This window comes from Hymenobacter artigasi, assembly GCF_012275535.1.
Classification (GTDB): Bacteria; Bacteroidota; Bacteroidia; order Cytophagales; family Hymenobacteraceae; genus Hymenobacter; species Hymenobacter artigasi.
Map to the genome: position 1 here is coordinate 1 of NZ_JAAVTK010000030.1, position 15063 is coordinate 15063.

Consider the following 15063-nt stretch of genomic DNA (forward strand, 5'->3'; position numbering starts at 1 on the left):
GTCAACCATAAGAGGAAGCGGAGCCTAGGAACTCCGCTCACTGCTTACTGGCTCGTTTTCTTTTGGGTTAGCCCAAATCCTAACACCCTCTTAGCGCGGACTGTCTAGGTTGCCCTTTCGTTTTTTATACAAAGCGGCGGCGAAGATGAGCGAGACCGCGCCTGCAAAGCTCAGCCCCCGCCCCAGCTTCGCCAAGGAGTCGTTGCGGCCGGAATAGTAGCCCGCCAGGAAGATTCCGCCCAAGGCCAATAGCAGGCATAAGGTGGCAACAAAGTAGAAGAAGCGGGATGGGTTTTTCATCGGGATTCGCAGTCGGGGGTGTCGTGGGAACAAAAAGGTGCCGAGGCCGTGGATTTCTTCTGGCAAATCTGGCATTTGGACGAGCCTTGCAAGATACCTGGTTTCGGGTATTTTTTGAAGCGCTGTCAGCCAGCCAAAGGTCAAATAAACGCTCCTTAAACTGAATTGCCGCGTTTACCTTGGGACCGTTTCATTGAACAAACTTCAACCTCATGTAACGACCTCCTACCTTCGGGTGATGGGGCTAACGGTCGAGCATCTTCTTACTTTATTGCAAGCGAATTACCCCCATACGGAGCGGTTTACCCTGCACACGGAGTTGCGCGACGAAAGTATTGACGGCGATGACGCGGTGGAATTGCTGGCGTTACTTGAACAGCACTTTGGCGTTTCATTCGACAACTTCCCGTTTCGGCAATACTTCCTGGAGGAAATAGAAATCGCGCGCTCACTCTCTTGGTTTGGGCTAAAAAGAGTCAGAACTATTGAAACCGAATTGACGGTGCACCTACTCTACGACTACATGAGAGAGCACGCTAAATGAAATGTTCGTTTGCTTCTCCAACCGTTTGGCTGAACGTGCGGGGGAAGGTTTCCGCCGCACTACCTTACACTCATGGCCCGCTTAACCGACATTACGCTCTACGACCAATTCCATCCGGCGGAAGGACAGCGCCAATTCCAACAGCGGGCTAACGACGTCAGCGGCCTGTACGGGCAGTGCCTACGCGGCTACAAGCCACCCCGTACCACGCGCATCAGCATCACGCTCGTGCCGGAGCAACGGCTGCCCCGCGCTTGGATGGCGGGTTCGGTGGCGGTCATTGACCAGTACGCCCACGCGACGACCTACGATGCCTTGCCGGACCGAGCCAAATTGCGCTACTTGTTGGACTGCTTGCACGACGCTGTTGGTCACCTGTGCCGGGCATTCCTCTGGGACGCGACGGTGTTTGAACAAGCCTACCAGCAGGTGCAGGAACTTCACCCAGAATTACAAGAGGTATCGTAAGCGCAGAAGAAGGCTCCTTCAATTGAACGGAGCCCGTTCACGGCATCACCGTTATTGTGAACAGGAGGTATGTGGCTGTTAGTGACTTTATTTCTTGCCATTCTGCCATTCTGCCATTCTCATAGCGTTCTTTACTCGCACTCAACCACCTGCTTATGCCCCTGCTCACCATTCTCGACGAAACATCCAACGGTAGCATCCTGCACCGGCTGGAACTGGAAATCAGCCAAGAAATGCTCTCCGTGCGCGAATTGATTGCTCGCCGCGTGCAGGACGAAGTAGCAACCTACAATGAGCGCCAGGGCGGCATGTTCCAGGGCTTGGTGCAGCCAACCGAGTCGGAGCGGGAACTCAACGGCTATCGCCTGCGCCCCCATCAGCGCATCGACGCTGAGCAGCAGGTATATCGCGCCCTGGAGGCGTTTCAGCAAAACGGCTTTTTCGTGCTGGTAAACGACCGCCAGGTTGAAAGTCTGGATGATGAAGTATGGCTGGGCGATGGCGCGACGGCCAGCTTTTTGAAACTCACCCCGCTGGTCGGCGGCTGAGGTATGGGACTGCTCGACCGTTTCCTTGACCTGTTTAACCGCCCCGCCGCCATGGCTGCTACCAAGAAAGAAGTGTTAGACGTGCCCGCTCCCACTATTGCAAACGCAGAATTCGACGAGTTGCAGAGAGTGGTAGCGGAGCTGGTGACCCAAGCGCTGAGCAAGAGCTACGACACCAAGCTCACTGAACTGACTGCCTACCAAGCCGTGCGGGCGCAAGACGCCGCCTACCAGGGCCGCGTGGCGTTGGCGCTGGCTACGGCCATGAACCAATGTACACCGGCCGATTACCGCTCCGGCTACGCCCTGGGAGAATTGCTGGGGGCGTTGCTACGCGGGACCCTGGGGCTGACTGAGGACGACTACCTGCGGCTGTTTCAGCTCTATAATTTATCATTTTCGACGGCCGTCCCATCGCCGTACCTCTGGCCGTACTTTCCGGTAGCCCTCACGCTGGCCCAAGTGGCGCGATTCGCGAAAAAGCAGGGCCGGCTCGGCCAACCCCTGCGGGATTACCTGGGCCAGCTGCTGCGGTACAGTGCCAATGGTCAGGGTGATTTAATCAAAATCCGTCTCAAAACCCAGGAAATACTGAACCTGGGCGGCGAAAATGAAGCACCCACCGTGGCATTCGTCGAGGGCGACCCGTTCGGTAAGCAGCTCAATCAGTTCCTGGCCGGCCTCGACCCATCGGCACTTCCCGTGTGGGCCTCGCTGCTTCAGCGCTGGCAGAAGGCAACGACCGGCCAGCCCACGGCCAAGCTGCGCAAAGAGTTGGACGCGGCCACGGCCGCTATTGGCCCCGACACCGTGCGCCAGCAGGGGCGTGCCTGGCTGCAACTGCTGGCCGATATCCCGGTGGTGGAGCAGCCGCAGGTGCACGAGTACGGCAATGGCACCGTGTACAACTATTCCACTTGGGACTTCGTGACGGAGTCCAACGCCACCGTGGCCAAAGGGCTGGTGTGGACCCTGCAAACGGTGGCGGACCGGGCGCTGATAGAGCTATTGACCACCCTGACCGCTAAGTGCTTCCGTAAGATTCCGGGCAAGGGTCCGCTGGCGGTCGGCCTGGGGAATGCCTGCCTGCTGGCCCTCTCGCAAAATGGCTTGCCGGGCGTGGCCGCTCTGGCAAGGGTGCGCAGCAAAATCCGGCAAACCAACACCCAGGAAACCATTGCCCGCTACATCGCGCAGGAGTCGGCGAAGCTGGGGGTGAGCCCGGCCGAAGTCGAGGACATGGCCGTGCCGGATTTCGGGCTGGAAAACGGCCGTTTAGAGGAACCCTACGGCGACTATACCGCCACGCTCACCCTGGCCGACGGCAAGGCCGAGGTGCAGTGGCAAAAAGCCGGCAAACCCCTCAAAAGCGCCCCCACTGCGCTCAAAGCTACCCACGCCGACGAGCTGAAGGAATTGAAAGCCACCCAAACCCAGGCCCAGCAGACCTACAGCACCCAACGCGACCGGCTCGACCGCAGCTTTGTGGAGGAGCGGCGCATGCCGTGGCCCTGGTTTGCCCAATACTACTTCCAGCACGGGCTGACGAGCGAGCTGGCCCGGCGGCTCATTTGGCGCCTGTATAACGCCGACGGCACCCATCAAGACGCGCTGTGGGTGGACGAAGCGTGGCACAACGTACACGGCCAGCCCCTCCCCGAGCCGGCTACCAGCACCGAAACCGTGCAGTGCTGGCACCCGCTGCTCGCCCAGCCCGCAGAGGTACTGGCCTGGCGCGAGCTGCTGGAGCGCCACCAGCTACGGCAGCCGCTGAAGCAGGCGTTCCGGGAAGTGTATCTGCTCACGCCCCCTGAGGAGCGCACCAACACCTACTCCAACCGGATGGCGGCGCACATTCTCAAGCAGCACCAGTTTAATTCCCTGGCCAAGCTGCGGGGCTGGCGCTACCGCCTGATGGGAGCCTACGACAAGGGCTACGAGTCCGATGCGGCTACCCTTCCCCTACCGGTCCACGGCCTCAAAGCCGAGTACTGGGTGAGCGAGGTGAACGCCGACGGCGAATGGAATGACACCGGTATCTACCACTACGTGAGCACCGACCAGGTGCGCTTCACGCGCCACGACGAGCCGGTGCCGCTGCCCGAGGTACCGCCATTAGCCTTCAGCGAGGTCATGCGCGATGTGGACCTGTTCGTGGGCGTGGCCTCGGTGGGCAATGACCCGCAGTGGCGCGACAACAGCGGCCTGGCCCAGTTCCGCGACTACTGGGAAAGCTACAGCTTCGGCGACCTGGGCGAGGTGGCTAAATCCCGCAAGCTGGCTTTGGAACGGCTGGTGCCACGCCTGAAAATCGGCAAGGTGAGCGAAATCAAGGGCAACTTTCTGCGGGTAAAAGGACACCATCACATCTATAAAATCCACCTGGGTTCGGGCAATATCCTCATGGAGCCCAACGACCAATATCTGTGCATTGTGCCCGACCGCTCCGCCAAAACCATGGGAGCTAGCAGTGTCTTCCTGCCTTTTGAAGGTGACGCGGTACTCTCCATCATCCTCAGTAAAGCGTTGCTGCTGATGGACGACGACAAAATCACTGACCAAACTATTCTGCGCCAGCTCTGAAGACGACCGTTTGGCTAAACTGATTGGACCAGTAGCAGAGATTGCTCGCCTGCCGTGCGGTAAGACCTAGTCTATTACCCTGTTTCCTTTCGTTCCACTTGCTCATTCTTGCCGAGTTGGCTGCCATCCGTTGGATAAGAGTCGACACGTCACCCTGCTGCAAATAGGGAATAGGTTGTAGCTTGGAGGCTCACTTTTTACCCAATTCCCATGGCGCAACGAGTCATTACCGAAGTTATCAGCCTGGCTTCTACCAGCCTGGCTACGAAAGCGGACTATACTACTTCTTTCGAGAACAACCCAACGGGCGATACAGCCAATGCGCTGAAAGAGGGATGGATAATCAAGCAGATTTCCACGTGTATTGAAAGCGGCTATCACTGCTCAACCGTTGTGTTGGAGAAGCCAGACTAGGAAACGGCTACGGCTTGCGCTGCTTGGAATAGCGACCGTTTGGGTAGATTAAAGAAGGGGTCGGGGCCCAGCGATTCTACCTAGCCGGGACCCGGCTTGCGCAGGCCCCCCGGTGGCGGTCAAAAAAACAAGCCCAGCGAGTTGTTGCGGTCCAGCTCTTCGAGCAACTCGCGCAAGCGCAGGACCCACGCGCGTTGTTCCGCCGTCAAAGGCGACGCCTCCAAGCGTTCAAGCAGGGCCTCGGCTTCGCTGAGGTGACCGCTGGAGGAAAGGTGGGACAAGGTATCGAAGAGGCCCATAAGCAGCGCGTAAAAGAAGCAGCCCAAAAGTAAGGCACCCGGAGCTTTGCCGTTATGACCTTCGGACCGTTTTCGTGAACGCATGGGGCTTCCTATCTTCCGGATATGAAACAGCGCAAACGCGGGCCCATGCAAGACGAATTGACTGAGGCTATGCATGGTGAGTTCACAGTCGACGCGGAAACCGAACGGCGCCACAAGGTGGAAACGGCGCGCGCGGTGGTCGCCTCGGGCCACCTGACCCCAGCCAAGGCCGCCGAAGTCTACGGCGTGACCGTCGAAGAAATTACCGCGCTCCGCCCAGAGTCCAACGAGTAATCACATGCGGCACCGTTTCGTTGAACGGCCGCGCATAGCAGCAGGGCGTTCAGTCGTCGGTAATGGTGATGCCGCTGCTGGCGCTCTTCTCGTCATAATCCGCCGTAACGGTTCCCCAGACAAAGCGTCCTTCCCGTCCTAGCTCTTCGCGTACCCATTGTTTCAACGCCTTCAAGCGGTCCCTTTCGGCGCCTTCCGACCACTGTTCCCAACTCCCAACCAGCGCCGTTCGCTCGGGCGAAATGCCCACCGAAACCATCTGCAAGCGATTCTGGCAAAAACGAAAATGGAAGTGGACGTAGTGTGGCCCCACCGGGACATTGTGCGTTGATAACCACTGCCAGCCGTTGTGCAGGTCGCGCACCTCAGTCGATTCGCCCAAAACGAGCGCAGCGACCATTTCCAAAGAGTCGCCGGCGCAGATGCACACCGAGGGGGCTAAAATCAAGTGGCCGGTCTGTCGGTCAATCATGCGCTCGATTCATTACGACAAAGAAAGGCTCGTCTTGCTGTTCGGACCGTTTCCGTGAACTGTCCTTGTATCTTGCCAATGCTCCTTTCTGAATCCAGATGATAGCCTTCTTAGATTCTGTGTACCTCACCTGTTGTTCCTTTTATCGAAAAAAAGAGCCCTATATGTTCAAAATCAGTGGCCTGCTGCTGCTGGCCGGGGTCCTGGTTATGAACTTAATTCTGGGAATATTTTTGCTCCAAGATTTTGGCGGGGAGGCGTTTGCATCAGGGGCTGTGAGCCATGCGAGATGGGTGATGATTGGCGGGTACCTGCTCATTATTTTGCCAGCGCTTTCCCTCCGGTATTTCAAGTACACCGAGTATGAGCACCTTGATTTTCGTTTCCAAACACGCAGCCATGCCGAGCGAAACGGGTACCGTTTGGCTTCTCTGGCCTACATCGCGCTGTCAATTGCGTCAACCCTCGGCTATGCCTTTTACTGTGGAGGGGCTGTAAGCGGATTTTGGCATTAGGCTCGCTCTGCTACTCGGACCGTTTGCGCAGACTACTAGCTCCTTTCACTGCTGCCCTTCTGCCTTTCGTTTGATGATCACGCGGCAGCGCTCAAAGAGCAGCCAGAGCACCGGGGCCCAAAGAAGTAGAGGAGAAGGCATTAGCGGTGGCATCGTAGCTTGGGGCATGAAAAAGATGCTACCCCTCTTTTTGGCGGCCGCTTTAGCCGTTGCCAGCTGCTCCAAGTCCGACGATGCCCCAGGCGCCGCGGCGCTGCTCGGTACCTGGGTGGTGCAATCCGAAACCAAAGTGAGCACGCCCAAGAATGGCGGGGCCGCCACGACCACAACCGTGCAGAAGCCCCTTCCGTCGGGCCTCACCAGCATCACTTTTCGCGCCGACGGTACTTACACCCTCGTGGACCCCAGTCGTACCTACAGCGACAGCGGCACGTACACTTACGCCAACAACATCCTCACCCTGCCATACTACAGCACCTCCGGCGTGCAGAGCGCCAAGATACTGGCCGTGCCGGAGCTAACCGCAACGCGGTTGGTCACGGTCCTGTCCACGGAAGACGCCTCCTACAAGTACACGACCACCGACCTGTACACGCGCTAGCGTTGGTCAGGTTTGGCAAAGACGTTTCGCGCCGGGGCCAGCGAGTCGGGGCTTTATTGCAGCTGGGCACCATAAAAAAGATGCCACCCCTGCATTGGGCGGCTCGTCCGTGTCACGGCCTACGGTCAAGAGGAACCGATACCACTTCGGCGCTTGGTGAACGGCGCGCCGCTGGTGATTAGGCCCATGGGGTAAAGCTGCCCAGCGAGTGAATAATGTATTAGCCTCCTTCTTCTATTCGGACCCTTTCGCTGGACAGAACTGGGTCAGAGGAGTACCTTTCGTCGGCCATTGCACGTGCGTTATTCGCACACCCTTTCCCAACGGCTCGCCTCATGACACGCTTCCTCTTCAGGGCCGGGTGCTCCGGTCTGACCCTGGCTGGTCTCTCGGCCGTGCTAGCCGCTCAAGTTCCCCCGGGCAACGCCATTGCCCTGCTGGCCCTCAACCAGCCTCCCTGCGCCACCTTGACCCCGCAGTCGGTGATTCGGGCCAAGCTGGCCTACCACTTGGCCGACGCCGAGCAGTCGGCTTACGGCTTTGCCGTATCCATCAAGTTTCAAAGCACCACCCCGCGCATGACCTTCTCCGACGGCGTGCAGGGGCAAGCCACGGTCACGGCCCGCCACGACACGCTCACGTTGAGCTATCCCGTGGCCGCCATCCGCCACAACGACCGGCTCCAACGACCAGTGACTTGCTATTTCTACCTGCACCGCAACACCGCCCCCGGGCGTAGCGTGGTCTTGGCCAAAACCGAGGCGATTACCTTCCAGGAGTGCCAATAAGCTTTGGGCGCTTATCCTCCTTTCAGCGGTTGGGACCCTTTTTGTGAACTTGGTTGCCGGCAGAGCTGCAGTCAAAACGCACCAGGAAAAACCTCAGCTATCTTTCCTTTTTGCTGCCCGATGCCTGCTGAATCACCTCTTGTCCGTCCCTTTCTTTCCTGGCGCCGCGTACTCCTAATCGGTGCCGGGCTCCTCGGGCTCGGGGTGCTTTACGTCGTATACGAAGAGAAAACGTTCCCGGAATACTGGTTACAGCGCCGTCTGGCGGACGCGCCCATGCAGGCGGTGGTTCCCGTCCCGGCCGACAGCATACTTCGCTATGCCTTCTTCGACGCCTCCGGCATCAACGTAGCCGTCGAAGTGGACAACGCCGGCGCGCTGCGCCTCACCCAAGGCACCTTTTTCCCCAACCACCCACAGCTGGTTCGCACCCGCACCGCGGTAGTGGGTCCGGCGGCTTTTCGGCGTTTGGCCCGGCGGTTTACCCGCACGTGGCCAGCTTCTCGCACGGAAGAAGTAGAGGACCACTTTGGTGGGCGCCACGCCTTGTTGGAACTGCGCCACGACTCCGCCCCTGCCGTGACCGTGGTATACTACAACGTGGTCCCCGCCGCGCCCTTTTCCCAATTCAAGCGCGAGGTGCTAAAACTAGCGGAACGTGCACGCTAGTTAAAGGCTCCTTTTCCTGAAGGAAGCGAGTCTAAGTCACCACCGTTTTGCTGAAAGAGTCACCTGGGGTTCAGGGAAACTGATACTCTACCTCGCCGACGCCTAATCGTAGCATGGCCTGCCGGAGCTCGGTGAAGGTGAGGGGCCCGTTGAGCAAAAGGGCCGCGGCCGGGTCGAGCGAATTCCACCCCTTGTCCTCTTGGACAGCAAACCAGTAGTTTCCGCTTTCGGCTTGGATGAAGAGGTACCCTTCCGCGTAGCCCACCCGCTTCACGTGCGGACAGCGTTCCACCAGGTTGCCGTCTTCGGCCTCCAGATACAGCGTACTGTAGGGCATTGACACGTCATCGCACACGAGATACGGCCCGTGAATCGTGGTTTTGCTCGGGAATAGGTCAAAGCAGGAAGTGAGGCTGAAAGCCAGCATTAAGCAAAGGAATGTACGAACAAGGCCCATAAGCACCTAAAGTAATCCTCCTTCAAATAAATTGAGCGCGTTTACGGCAGGACCGTTTTTGTAAACCTCCTGGTCCCCAATAGATGGCTGTTAAAATACTTGATGACTTCGCCAACGGTTTGATTTATCGCCCTGGGTTCACGCGCCAGTTGCTTCCTGTCCTAGCCCTCGTGCTCGCCTTGTTCTTCCTGAGCTGGTTATGCTACGTGGAGTACGCCCAGCAGCACTACCGCGGCGATGGGTTTGGCAATCTTCCCGCAGACGCCCCGGCGTTCATGCGGCAGGCCAAGGAACTGCTCGGGTGGACGGTCCTCTTCAGCCTGCCCATCTACGGCATCTTTCTCCTGGCCCTCGCTCTCGGGTTCCCACACAGCCCCTGGCCCGCAAGACTGGCGTACGCTTTCCTGTTGCTGGTTTACCCACTACTGGCCTTAGCGCTTGGCCTCGGCTTCATCCTAGCGTAGACGGCTAGGGATAGATATTCGCTGCTTTCCCTGAACCGCTAAAATAAACAGCCAGCAAGTTCTGTGAAGGCTGTAGACAGTGCTTTGCAGCCGTTGTCGAGTTTAAGAAACTCGTCTACGATTCAAAGTTTACGAAATGCCCAAAGGGGATGAGTTTCGTAAACTCTCCATTGGGCCGGTTGTGCGTCGCTTCCGATTGTCGCACGGTCCCGTTTCCTGCCCCACGCCGCCTGCTTGTTTCGCCCTCGTGGGGACGCTTACTCCACCACCAGTTTGGTGGACGCCGTGCCGCAGCGCACGGTGTATACGCCCGGAAGCAGGCCGCTTAGCTCCAGCACGGCCGCGGCGGCGAGGGCGGGGACACGGGCCGTGCGCACGGCTCGGCCCGACGCGTCAAGCACCAGCACCGCCCGTGCGTGGCCGGTGGGCGCCACGTTCAACGTGACGCGGGAATGCCCGGGGGTTGGGTACACGCCCGTCGCCGCCAGCGGTTCGCGGGTCCCGGACGCGCTCGTGGGCACGGCCGTGCGGTCCTGCAACCGCGCCAGCAGCCCCCCGGCGCCCGGCGTGACGTTGCCGTAGGTTCCATTCGCACACGTAATCCCGCTAACGTACAGGTCCTGGCCGTTTACGGTCAGGCCCACGCCCAAGTCATCGGAACTGCTGCCCCCGCCCTGCACGGCCCACGCACTCCCGGCACTGGCCCCCAAGTCGGTGTATTTGGCCACGTATACATCGTACCCCCCGGTGCTGGTCAGGGCCGTGCGCCCGTAAGCAACGGTCCCGGCGAAATACCCCGTGACGTACACCCCGGTGCCACTTGCGGCGATGCTGTGGACCGCGTCCGTGTTCACGCCCCCGCCTTGCACCGCCCAGCTGGCTTGCCCGCTGCTGCCGTTGTCGAGGTACTTGGCCACGAACACATCCTCCCGGCCCGCACTCGTGAAGGAGGTGTTGCCAACCGTCGCCGTGCCCCAAAAAGTGCCGCCCACGTAGACGCCGTTGCCGTTCGCGGCAACGGCTTGGCCTTCGGCCGTTTGGTTACTGATGCCGCTGAGCGCCCAGCCGTTGCCGGCGCTCGGGCCTAAGTCGGCATACTTCGCCACAAATACCCCGTAACCGGCGTTGCCCGTCGTTTGGAGGGTTGCCCCGCTGAAGGTGGCGGTATATTTGAACCGTCCGGTCACGTACACGCTGGTGCCGTGTGCCGCAATGCCCAACCCGTAGTCGTCGTCCGCCCCGCCGCCCCGCACGGCCCAGCCCCCCACGGCCGTGCTGCCCAGGTCCGTGTACTTGGCCACAAAGGCATCGATGGCGGGGGAATTGCCGGCGCTGGTGAGCGTCGTGGCGCCAAACGTCGCGGTGCTGGCAAATTGGCCGGTCACGTACACGTTGGTGCCACTCACAGCGATGCCGTGCCCGTAATCGTTGTTGGCCCCCCCGGCCCGCAGGGCCCACGTATCTCCAATGCTGGCGCCCAAGTCCGTCAATTTCGCCACAAACACATCCGCAGCCCCCGCGCTGAGGAGCGTGGTGCTGCCAAAGGTGGCGCGCTCAGCGAAATACCCCGTGACGTACACGTTGTTGCCGTTCACCGCAATGGCAGAACTAATGTCATTGCCGCCGCCGCCTAAACGGACCGCCCAGGCCCAGCGCGCGGTGCTCGCACTCCACTTGGCGACACACACATCGTAGCCGCCGGCACTAGTAAGGGTGGTCCCCCCGAATTGACAACCGCCCGCGAACCAGCCCGTCACAAAAACGTCGCCGTTGGCATTCACGGCGGTGGTGCGAATCTGGGCACCGGGCACGGCCACCGCGGCCTGCCAGCTTTGCGCGTGCCCGGTTCGTGGCGCCAGCAGCAGCCATAGGGCAATGAACAGCCCCCCCGCGCATTTGAGAAGACAAGAAGGCAACGAAACGCCCATGATTTTTAAAGAGTCAAGCAAGTAAAAATCCCCGCCGCACCTGCTTTGGGGCCAATGCGATGAACGCAATAAGGCATGCAAGTAAGCGGGTTCCGCCGACGGATGCCTCAGACCCAGCCGAGAGGGTCTTCTTGCAGCGCCACGAAGAAGTTTGAAAAAGCCGTGCACCTGCATCTAGCAAAACAATGGTGGCCCGAACGCGCGCCGTTCACTCGAAGGAGCTTTCTAGCGGCACTACCCGTGCGATACCTGTGAGCCTATTATGAGCCAATTGATTCGACGCCCAAAGGGTGTTTGGATGCCAGTAAGCGGTTTTTAAGGATTCGCGCACGGGTGCTGTGAGCTCCTTGTGAGACCTTTCACATTTATCGACGTTGCCGGGGATTTACCGGGCTTCTGGTTCGGGCGCCAAGCGGTAGCTGGTGCTGCGTCCGCCCGCGCCTTCGTGCACCAGCACGCCCTTGGCCAGCAAGTCGGCCATGTCGCGGCCGGCCGTGTCCTGTGAACAATGGGCCATGCGCGCCCACTTGGCCGTGGTGAACTTGCCCTCGAAGCCGTCGAGCAGGCGCGTGAGCAGCTGCCGCTGCCGGTCGGTGAACGGGGTCTGCCGGTAGCGTTCCCAGAAGCGGGCCTTGGCCAGCACCTGTGCCAGCGTCTGCTCCGCCGCCTGCAGGGCCCGCCCCAGGCAGCCCAAAAACCAGTCGAGCCAGGGCGTCACGTCCAGCGGGCCGCGCTGGCTGGCTTCGAGCAGGTCGTAATACGCTTGGCGCTCGGCCTGGATTTGCGCCGACATGCTGTAGCAGCGCTGGCCCGTGCCGTCGGCCCGGGCCAGTTGCAGGTCGGCAATGGCGCGGGCAATGCGGCCGTTGCCGTCGTCGAAGGGGTGAATCGTCACGAACCAGAAGTGCGCCAGTGCTGCTTTGAGCACGGGGTCCAAGCCCTGGTCGTGGTTGAACCAGTGAAGGAACTGCTGCATCTGCGCGTCCAAGTCCTCGGCGGCGGGCGCATCGTAGTGCACCCGTTCGCGGCCCAGCGGCCCGGACACCACTTGAATCGGCCCCGTGCGCCAGGCGCCCACCTGCAACGGGTACAGCCCGCTGTAGCCCGTGGGGAACAAGGCCGCGTGCCAGCCGAACAAGCGTTCGGCCGTCAGCGGCTTCACGGCCTGCTGGGTGGCGTCGAGGAGCATGGCCACCACGCCCTCTACCCGCCGGTCGGCCGGCGGCAACGCGGCCTGCTCCAGCCCCAGGCGCCAGGCGATGGAGGAACGCACCGAGGCCGGGGGCAGCAGCTCGCCCTCGATTTCGCTGGACTTGAGCACGTCGAGCGTGAGCGTGCGCAGCGTGGCTTCGGCCCGCAGGTCCACCCCCAAGGCCTCTAGCCGGCCCAACAGCCGGCCTTGTTGGTGGCGTACCGTGCCCAGCAGCCCTTCCAGGGCCGCCGGGTCCCACGTGAAGGCCGGCCAGTCCGGGCGTTGATGAATGTAAGGCCCTATTCTCCGCATAATCTGCGGTGAATATACCCGCTATTCTCCGCATCCGGTGACGCGCGGCCCCGTTACGTCGCGGGGCTGGCCACGGGACTGGGCAAGGGGTGGGCGTGCAGGGCCACGCCGCGGTGGTGCAGGTACTTGTAGAAGGTGGCTTTGCAGATGCGCAGGCTCCGGGCCATGTCGTCGACGCTCAGCTCCCGGGCCTTGTAAAGCAGCTCGGCGGCGCGGGCCGTGCGCTGGGCTGCTTCCGAGAGGCCCGGCTTGCGCCCGCCGACGCGGCCCCGGGCACGGGCGGCGGCCAGCCCGGCCAGGGTGCGCTCGCGGATGAGTTCGCGTTCGAACTCGGCCAGGGAGGCAAACAGGTTGAGCACGAGCCGGCCCTGGGCCGAGTGGGTGTTGATGGCGTCGGTGAGCGAAATCAAGCCGATGTCCCGGTGCTGCAGGTCGGCCACCAGGTCGAGCAGGTGTTTAAGGGAACGGCCCAGTCGGTCGAGCTTGTAGATGTAGACCGTATCGCCCGGACGCGCCTGCAAGAGGAGCTTGTCAAGTTCGACCCGGGCGGCCAGGGCACCAGAGGCTTTCTCCTGGTAAATGAGCGCGCACCCGGCCTGGGTCAAGGCGTCAAGTTGCAGTTCCAAGTTCTGGTCGCGGGTCGAAACGCGGGCGTAGCCAATCTTCATGAGACGGAGTTTAAGAAACTCATCTCCTAACGCAGTTTCGTAAACTTTGATTGGTAGACGGGTTTCTTAAACTCGACAACCACCCTCGAAGCCCGTTCCAAGTCCTCACGGAACTTGCTGGCTGTTTATTTTAGCGGTTCAGGGAAAGGAGCGTTAATGTGCTCTCTCTGCCCCGTAGAATACTGTTTTCTCTGCTGTTACCTTTGCGCACACAATTCCGGCTATGAAAAACGCGGTCGCGGTTGTGTGGTCTGCGTTTCTTTGGTGAAAATTTAACGCGCCGCCCGTGGTCCCCCGTATTGTTGTACGCCCGCTTTGGGCTGCTTTCCTCGCCCTTGCCCTCGTGGCCGCCAATGTGTTCTGGGACTACGCTGCGGCCCCTTCTGGGCTGATGTTGAGCCCCGCTGTGGCAATGATGGCGTGCAGCATCGTTTTGCTCAAGGCCTCGCCGTGGCACCCGTACCCAAAAGCGGGCCTGTGCGCGGGGCTGCTGGTGCTGCAGGATGCTGGGATGAAGCTTTACGGCGGCGGAGACCACGACTTGGAAGGCCAAGGCATTTTTAATGTGCTGTTTATCATAGGGGCGCTACTTTCGCTGGTCCTGCTCGCGATTGCGTTGAGGCGGGACGGGACCCACGCAACGCGGCACAAAGCGGGCGCCATTGGCCTGTTCTTGGCCGTGCTCGTGGGGTACCTGCTGCTGTTCAGCCATCTCGGAATGGGGCGCTACGTGGGCGCCTCCGTCTAATGAAGCAGCGGCGAGGATTTCCAAGGAGCCTTTCTCCCTCAGGAACACTATAGACCGACGTACACTCAAACGGTACTAGCGTAAACGCACTTAGTTTGGTAAAAGAGGCCCTTACTGACGCGCGCCGGCCCCCTTGCTTGCTGGACCGATTATGCTTCTTGGTCGTCGAATTGCAAGGCTCCCTTTTCCTTCGACACATCCATCTCTCCCAAGGTTCTAATCACCGAATCGCAATCGATTGACGAGGATTGATAATCGTAAAAATCAGCCACACGGTTTGCTTGGTCCACATACAGTACATGGTAATGGCGCCCACGAATTCCGTGTTGGTAGAGAAAAAGATATGTTCCTTCTTGGCGAAAGGAACACAGCATAACTCTTGACTCATGCGGGTGTAAGAGCTTGTTTTTGAAAACCAGCGGTCCAGTGGCTTTCCCGCATTGTTCTTTCAGCGCCTTGCTGACAAAGGCCCGTAAATGGGCAGGGATGTTCGCTCGGGGATTGAGCGCAATGTAGGCGTTTGATAAGCAGAAGCGTTTAATCAACGCTTTCTTTTCAGGCACGGGCTGTCCGTTGGCACACGTAGTTGAAAATAAGGCAAAGGCGAGAAGAATCAGCCGGCTCATTGCAAGTAGTTTAGGAAAACGGTGGGTCGGTGAACGCGCTCCGTTTAATTGAACGAGCCTTTCTTGTGAAGCGGTATTGTCATTTTATCTACTCAATAATGCCTTCCATCAGTCAATTGCTAATCGTTGTTACAGCCGTGGCGTTTCCC

At 59.9% G+C, this 15063-nt stretch carries 20 protein-coding genes; 12 read left to right on the top strand and 8 right to left on the bottom strand.

Features of this window, described 5'->3' with window-relative positions:
- Positions 1–90: 90 nt before the first annotated feature.
- A complete protein-coding gene (locus HBN54_RS22835; RefSeq protein ID WP_168675561.1) occupies positions 91–300 on the bottom strand; it encodes a hypothetical protein in 210 nt (69 codons plus the stop codon).
- A gap of 193 nt (positions 301–493) precedes the next feature.
- Between HBN54_RS22835 and HBN54_RS22840 the strand changes: the two genes are divergently transcribed.
- The 5 genes from HBN54_RS22840 to HBN54_RS22860 all read left to right on the top strand — a co-directional run bounded on the left by HBN54_RS22840 (position 494) and on the right by HBN54_RS22860 (position 4857).
- Positions 494–844, top strand: a complete 351-nt coding sequence (locus tag HBN54_RS22840; RefSeq protein ID WP_168675562.1) for a DUF1493 family protein — start codon at positions 494–496, stop codon at positions 842–844.
- A gap of 72 nt (positions 845–916) precedes the next feature.
- Positions 917–1312, top strand: coding sequence for a hypothetical protein (locus HBN54_RS22845; protein WP_168675563.1), 396 nt, complete (start codon positions 917–919; stop codon positions 1310–1312).
- A gap of 155 nt (positions 1313–1467) precedes the next feature.
- The gene (locus tag HBN54_RS22850; protein WP_168675564.1) at positions 1468–1860 is read left to right on the top strand and encodes a hypothetical protein; all 393 of its coding nucleotides are present in this window, start codon (positions 1468–1470) and stop codon (positions 1858–1860) included.
- 51 nt (positions 1861–1911) lie between these two features.
- Complete coding sequence (locus HBN54_RS22855) at positions 1912–4443, top strand: DUF4132 domain-containing protein (protein ID WP_168675565.1); 2532 nt, start codon at positions 1912–1914, stop codon at positions 4441–4443.
- 210 nt (positions 4444–4653) lie between these two features.
- Complete coding sequence (locus HBN54_RS22860) at positions 4654–4857, top strand: hypothetical protein (protein WP_168675566.1); 204 nt, start codon at positions 4654–4656, stop codon at positions 4855–4857.
- Positions 4858–4976: 119 nt separating this feature from the next.
- Here the strand turns inward: HBN54_RS22860 and HBN54_RS22865 are convergent, their stop codons facing one another.
- Positions 4977–5156 carry a hypothetical protein gene (locus HBN54_RS22865; protein WP_168674902.1) on the bottom strand — a complete coding sequence of 60 codons (180 nt, stop codon included), beginning with the start codon at positions 5154–5156 and terminating at the stop codon, positions 4977–4979.
- Positions 5157–5261: 105 nt separating this feature from the next.
- Here HBN54_RS22865 and HBN54_RS22870 point away from each other — a divergent pair, with 105 nt between their 5' ends.
- A complete protein-coding gene (locus tag HBN54_RS22870) occupies positions 5262–5474 on the top strand; it encodes a hypothetical protein (protein WP_168675567.1) in 213 nt (70 codons plus the stop codon).
- A gap of 49 nt (positions 5475–5523) precedes the next feature.
- Here HBN54_RS22870 and HBN54_RS22875 read toward each other — a convergent pair whose 3' ends face one another.
- Positions 5524–5946: a hypothetical protein gene (locus tag HBN54_RS22875; RefSeq protein WP_168675568.1), complete on the bottom strand. Its 423-nt coding sequence runs from the start codon at positions 5944–5946 to the stop codon at positions 5524–5526.
- A 98-nt stretch (positions 5947–6044) separates the two neighbouring features.
- Here HBN54_RS22875 and HBN54_RS22880 point away from each other — a divergent pair, with 98 nt between their 5' ends.
- The 4 genes from HBN54_RS22880 (at position 6045) to HBN54_RS22895 (ending at position 8519) form a co-directional block, all read left to right on the top strand.
- Positions 6045–6461 carry a hypothetical protein gene (locus HBN54_RS22880; protein WP_168675569.1) on the top strand — a complete coding sequence of 139 codons (417 nt, stop codon included), beginning with the start codon at positions 6045–6047 and terminating at the stop codon, positions 6459–6461.
- Between the two features lie 166 nt (positions 6462–6627).
- Positions 6628–7062 carry a lipocalin family protein gene (locus tag HBN54_RS22885; RefSeq protein ID WP_168675570.1) on the top strand — a complete coding sequence of 145 codons (435 nt, stop codon included), beginning with the start codon at positions 6628–6630 and terminating at the stop codon, positions 7060–7062.
- Positions 7063–7397: 335 nt separating this feature from the next.
- Entirely contained in the window at positions 7398–7850 is a 453-nt protein-coding gene (locus tag HBN54_RS22890) for a hypothetical protein (protein ID WP_168675571.1), read from the top strand.
- 120 nt (positions 7851–7970) lie between these two features.
- A complete protein-coding gene (locus HBN54_RS22895; protein WP_168675572.1) occupies positions 7971–8519 on the top strand; it encodes a hypothetical protein in 549 nt (182 codons plus the stop codon).
- 70 nt (positions 8520–8589) lie between these two features.
- Here the strand turns inward: HBN54_RS22895 and HBN54_RS22900 are convergent, their stop codons facing one another.
- Positions 8590–8862 (bottom strand): hypothetical protein, encoded by a 273-nt coding sequence (locus tag HBN54_RS22900; protein WP_210428159.1) that lies wholly within the window; start codon positions 8860–8862, stop codon positions 8590–8592.
- 197 nt (positions 8863–9059) lie between these two features.
- Between HBN54_RS22900 and HBN54_RS22905 the strand changes: the two genes are divergently transcribed.
- On the top strand, positions 9060–9440 hold the full coding sequence (locus HBN54_RS22905) for a hypothetical protein (protein WP_168675574.1): 381 nt from the start codon (positions 9060–9062) through the stop codon (positions 9438–9440).
- A gap of 257 nt (positions 9441–9697) precedes the next feature.
- Here HBN54_RS22905 and HBN54_RS22910 read toward each other — a convergent pair whose 3' ends face one another.
- The 3 genes from HBN54_RS22910 to HBN54_RS22920 all read right to left on the bottom strand — a co-directional run bounded on the left by HBN54_RS22910 (position 9698) and on the right by HBN54_RS22920 (position 13540).
- Complete coding sequence (locus HBN54_RS22910; protein WP_168675575.1) at positions 9698–11389, bottom strand: T9SS type A sorting domain-containing protein; 1692 nt, start codon at positions 11387–11389, stop codon at positions 9698–9700.
- Positions 11390–11753: 364 nt separating this feature from the next.
- A complete protein-coding gene (locus tag HBN54_RS22915; protein WP_168675576.1) occupies positions 11754–12872 on the bottom strand; it encodes a Fic family protein in 1119 nt (372 codons plus the stop codon).
- Positions 12873–12925: 53 nt separating this feature from the next.
- Complete coding sequence (locus HBN54_RS22920; protein ID WP_168675577.1) at positions 12926–13540, bottom strand: recombinase family protein; 615 nt, start codon at positions 13538–13540, stop codon at positions 12926–12928.
- Positions 13541–13883: 343 nt separating this feature from the next.
- On the opposite strand from HBN54_RS22920, the gene HBN54_RS22925 reads away from it, so the two are divergent.
- The gene (locus tag HBN54_RS22925) at positions 13884–14288 is read left to right on the top strand and encodes a hypothetical protein (protein WP_168675578.1); all 405 of its coding nucleotides are present in this window, start codon (positions 13884–13886) and stop codon (positions 14286–14288) included.
- A gap of 149 nt (positions 14289–14437) precedes the next feature.
- Here HBN54_RS22925 and HBN54_RS22930 read toward each other — a convergent pair whose 3' ends face one another.
- Positions 14438–14914, bottom strand: a complete 477-nt coding sequence (locus HBN54_RS22930) for a hypothetical protein (RefSeq protein ID WP_168675579.1) — start codon at positions 14912–14914, stop codon at positions 14438–14440.
- Positions 14915–15063: the final 149 nt, after the last annotated feature.

Excerpts from the sequence above, each read along its gene's own strand:
- HBN54_RS22835 (WP_168675561.1), bottom strand. The coding sequence starts at position 300 with ATGAAAAACCCATCCCGCTTCTTCTACTTTGTTGCCACCTTATGCCTG.
- HBN54_RS22845 (WP_168675563.1), top strand. The coding sequence starts at position 917 with ATGGCCCGCTTAACCGACATTACGCTCTACGACCAATTCCATCCGGCG.
- HBN54_RS22850 (WP_168675564.1), top strand. The coding sequence starts at position 1,468 with ATGCCCCTGCTCACCATTCTCGACGAAACATCCAACGGTAGCATCCTG.
- HBN54_RS22855 (WP_168675565.1), top strand. The coding sequence starts at position 1,912 with ATGGCTGCTACCAAGAAAGAAGTGTTAGACGTGCCCGCTCCCACTATT.
- HBN54_RS22860 (WP_168675566.1), top strand. The coding sequence starts at position 4,654 with ATGGCGCAACGAGTCATTACCGAAGTTATCAGCCTGGCTTCTACCAGC.
- HBN54_RS22865 (WP_168674902.1), bottom strand. The coding sequence starts at position 5,156 with ATGGGCCTCTTCGATACCTTGTCCCACCTTTCCTCCAGCGGTCACCTC.
- HBN54_RS22870 (WP_168675567.1), top strand. The coding sequence starts at position 5,262 with ATGAAACAGCGCAAACGCGGGCCCATGCAAGACGAATTGACTGAGGCT.
- HBN54_RS22875 (WP_168675568.1), bottom strand. The coding sequence starts at position 5,946 with ATGATTGACCGACAGACCGGCCACTTGATTTTAGCCCCCTCGGTGTGC.
- HBN54_RS22880 (WP_168675569.1), top strand. The coding sequence starts at position 6,045 with ATGATAGCCTTCTTAGATTCTGTGTACCTCACCTGTTGTTCCTTTTAT.
- HBN54_RS22885 (WP_168675570.1), top strand. The coding sequence starts at position 6,628 with ATGAAAAAGATGCTACCCCTCTTTTTGGCGGCCGCTTTAGCCGTTGCC.
- HBN54_RS22890 (WP_168675571.1), top strand. The coding sequence starts at position 7,398 with ATGACACGCTTCCTCTTCAGGGCCGGGTGCTCCGGTCTGACCCTGGCT.
- HBN54_RS22895 (WP_168675572.1), top strand. The coding sequence starts at position 7,971 with ATGCCTGCTGAATCACCTCTTGTCCGTCCCTTTCTTTCCTGGCGCCGC.
- HBN54_RS22905 (WP_168675574.1), top strand. The coding sequence starts at position 9,060 with ATGGCTGTTAAAATACTTGATGACTTCGCCAACGGTTTGATTTATCGC.
- HBN54_RS22915 (WP_168675576.1), bottom strand. The coding sequence starts at position 12,872 with ATGCGGAGAATAGGGCCTTACATTCATCAACGCCCGGACTGGCCGGCC.
- HBN54_RS22920 (WP_168675577.1), bottom strand. The coding sequence starts at position 13,540 with ATGAAGATTGGCTACGCCCGCGTTTCGACCCGCGACCAGAACTTGGAA.
- HBN54_RS22930 (WP_168675579.1), bottom strand. The coding sequence starts at position 14,914 with ATGAGCCGGCTGATTCTTCTCGCCTTTGCCTTATTTTCAACTACGTGT.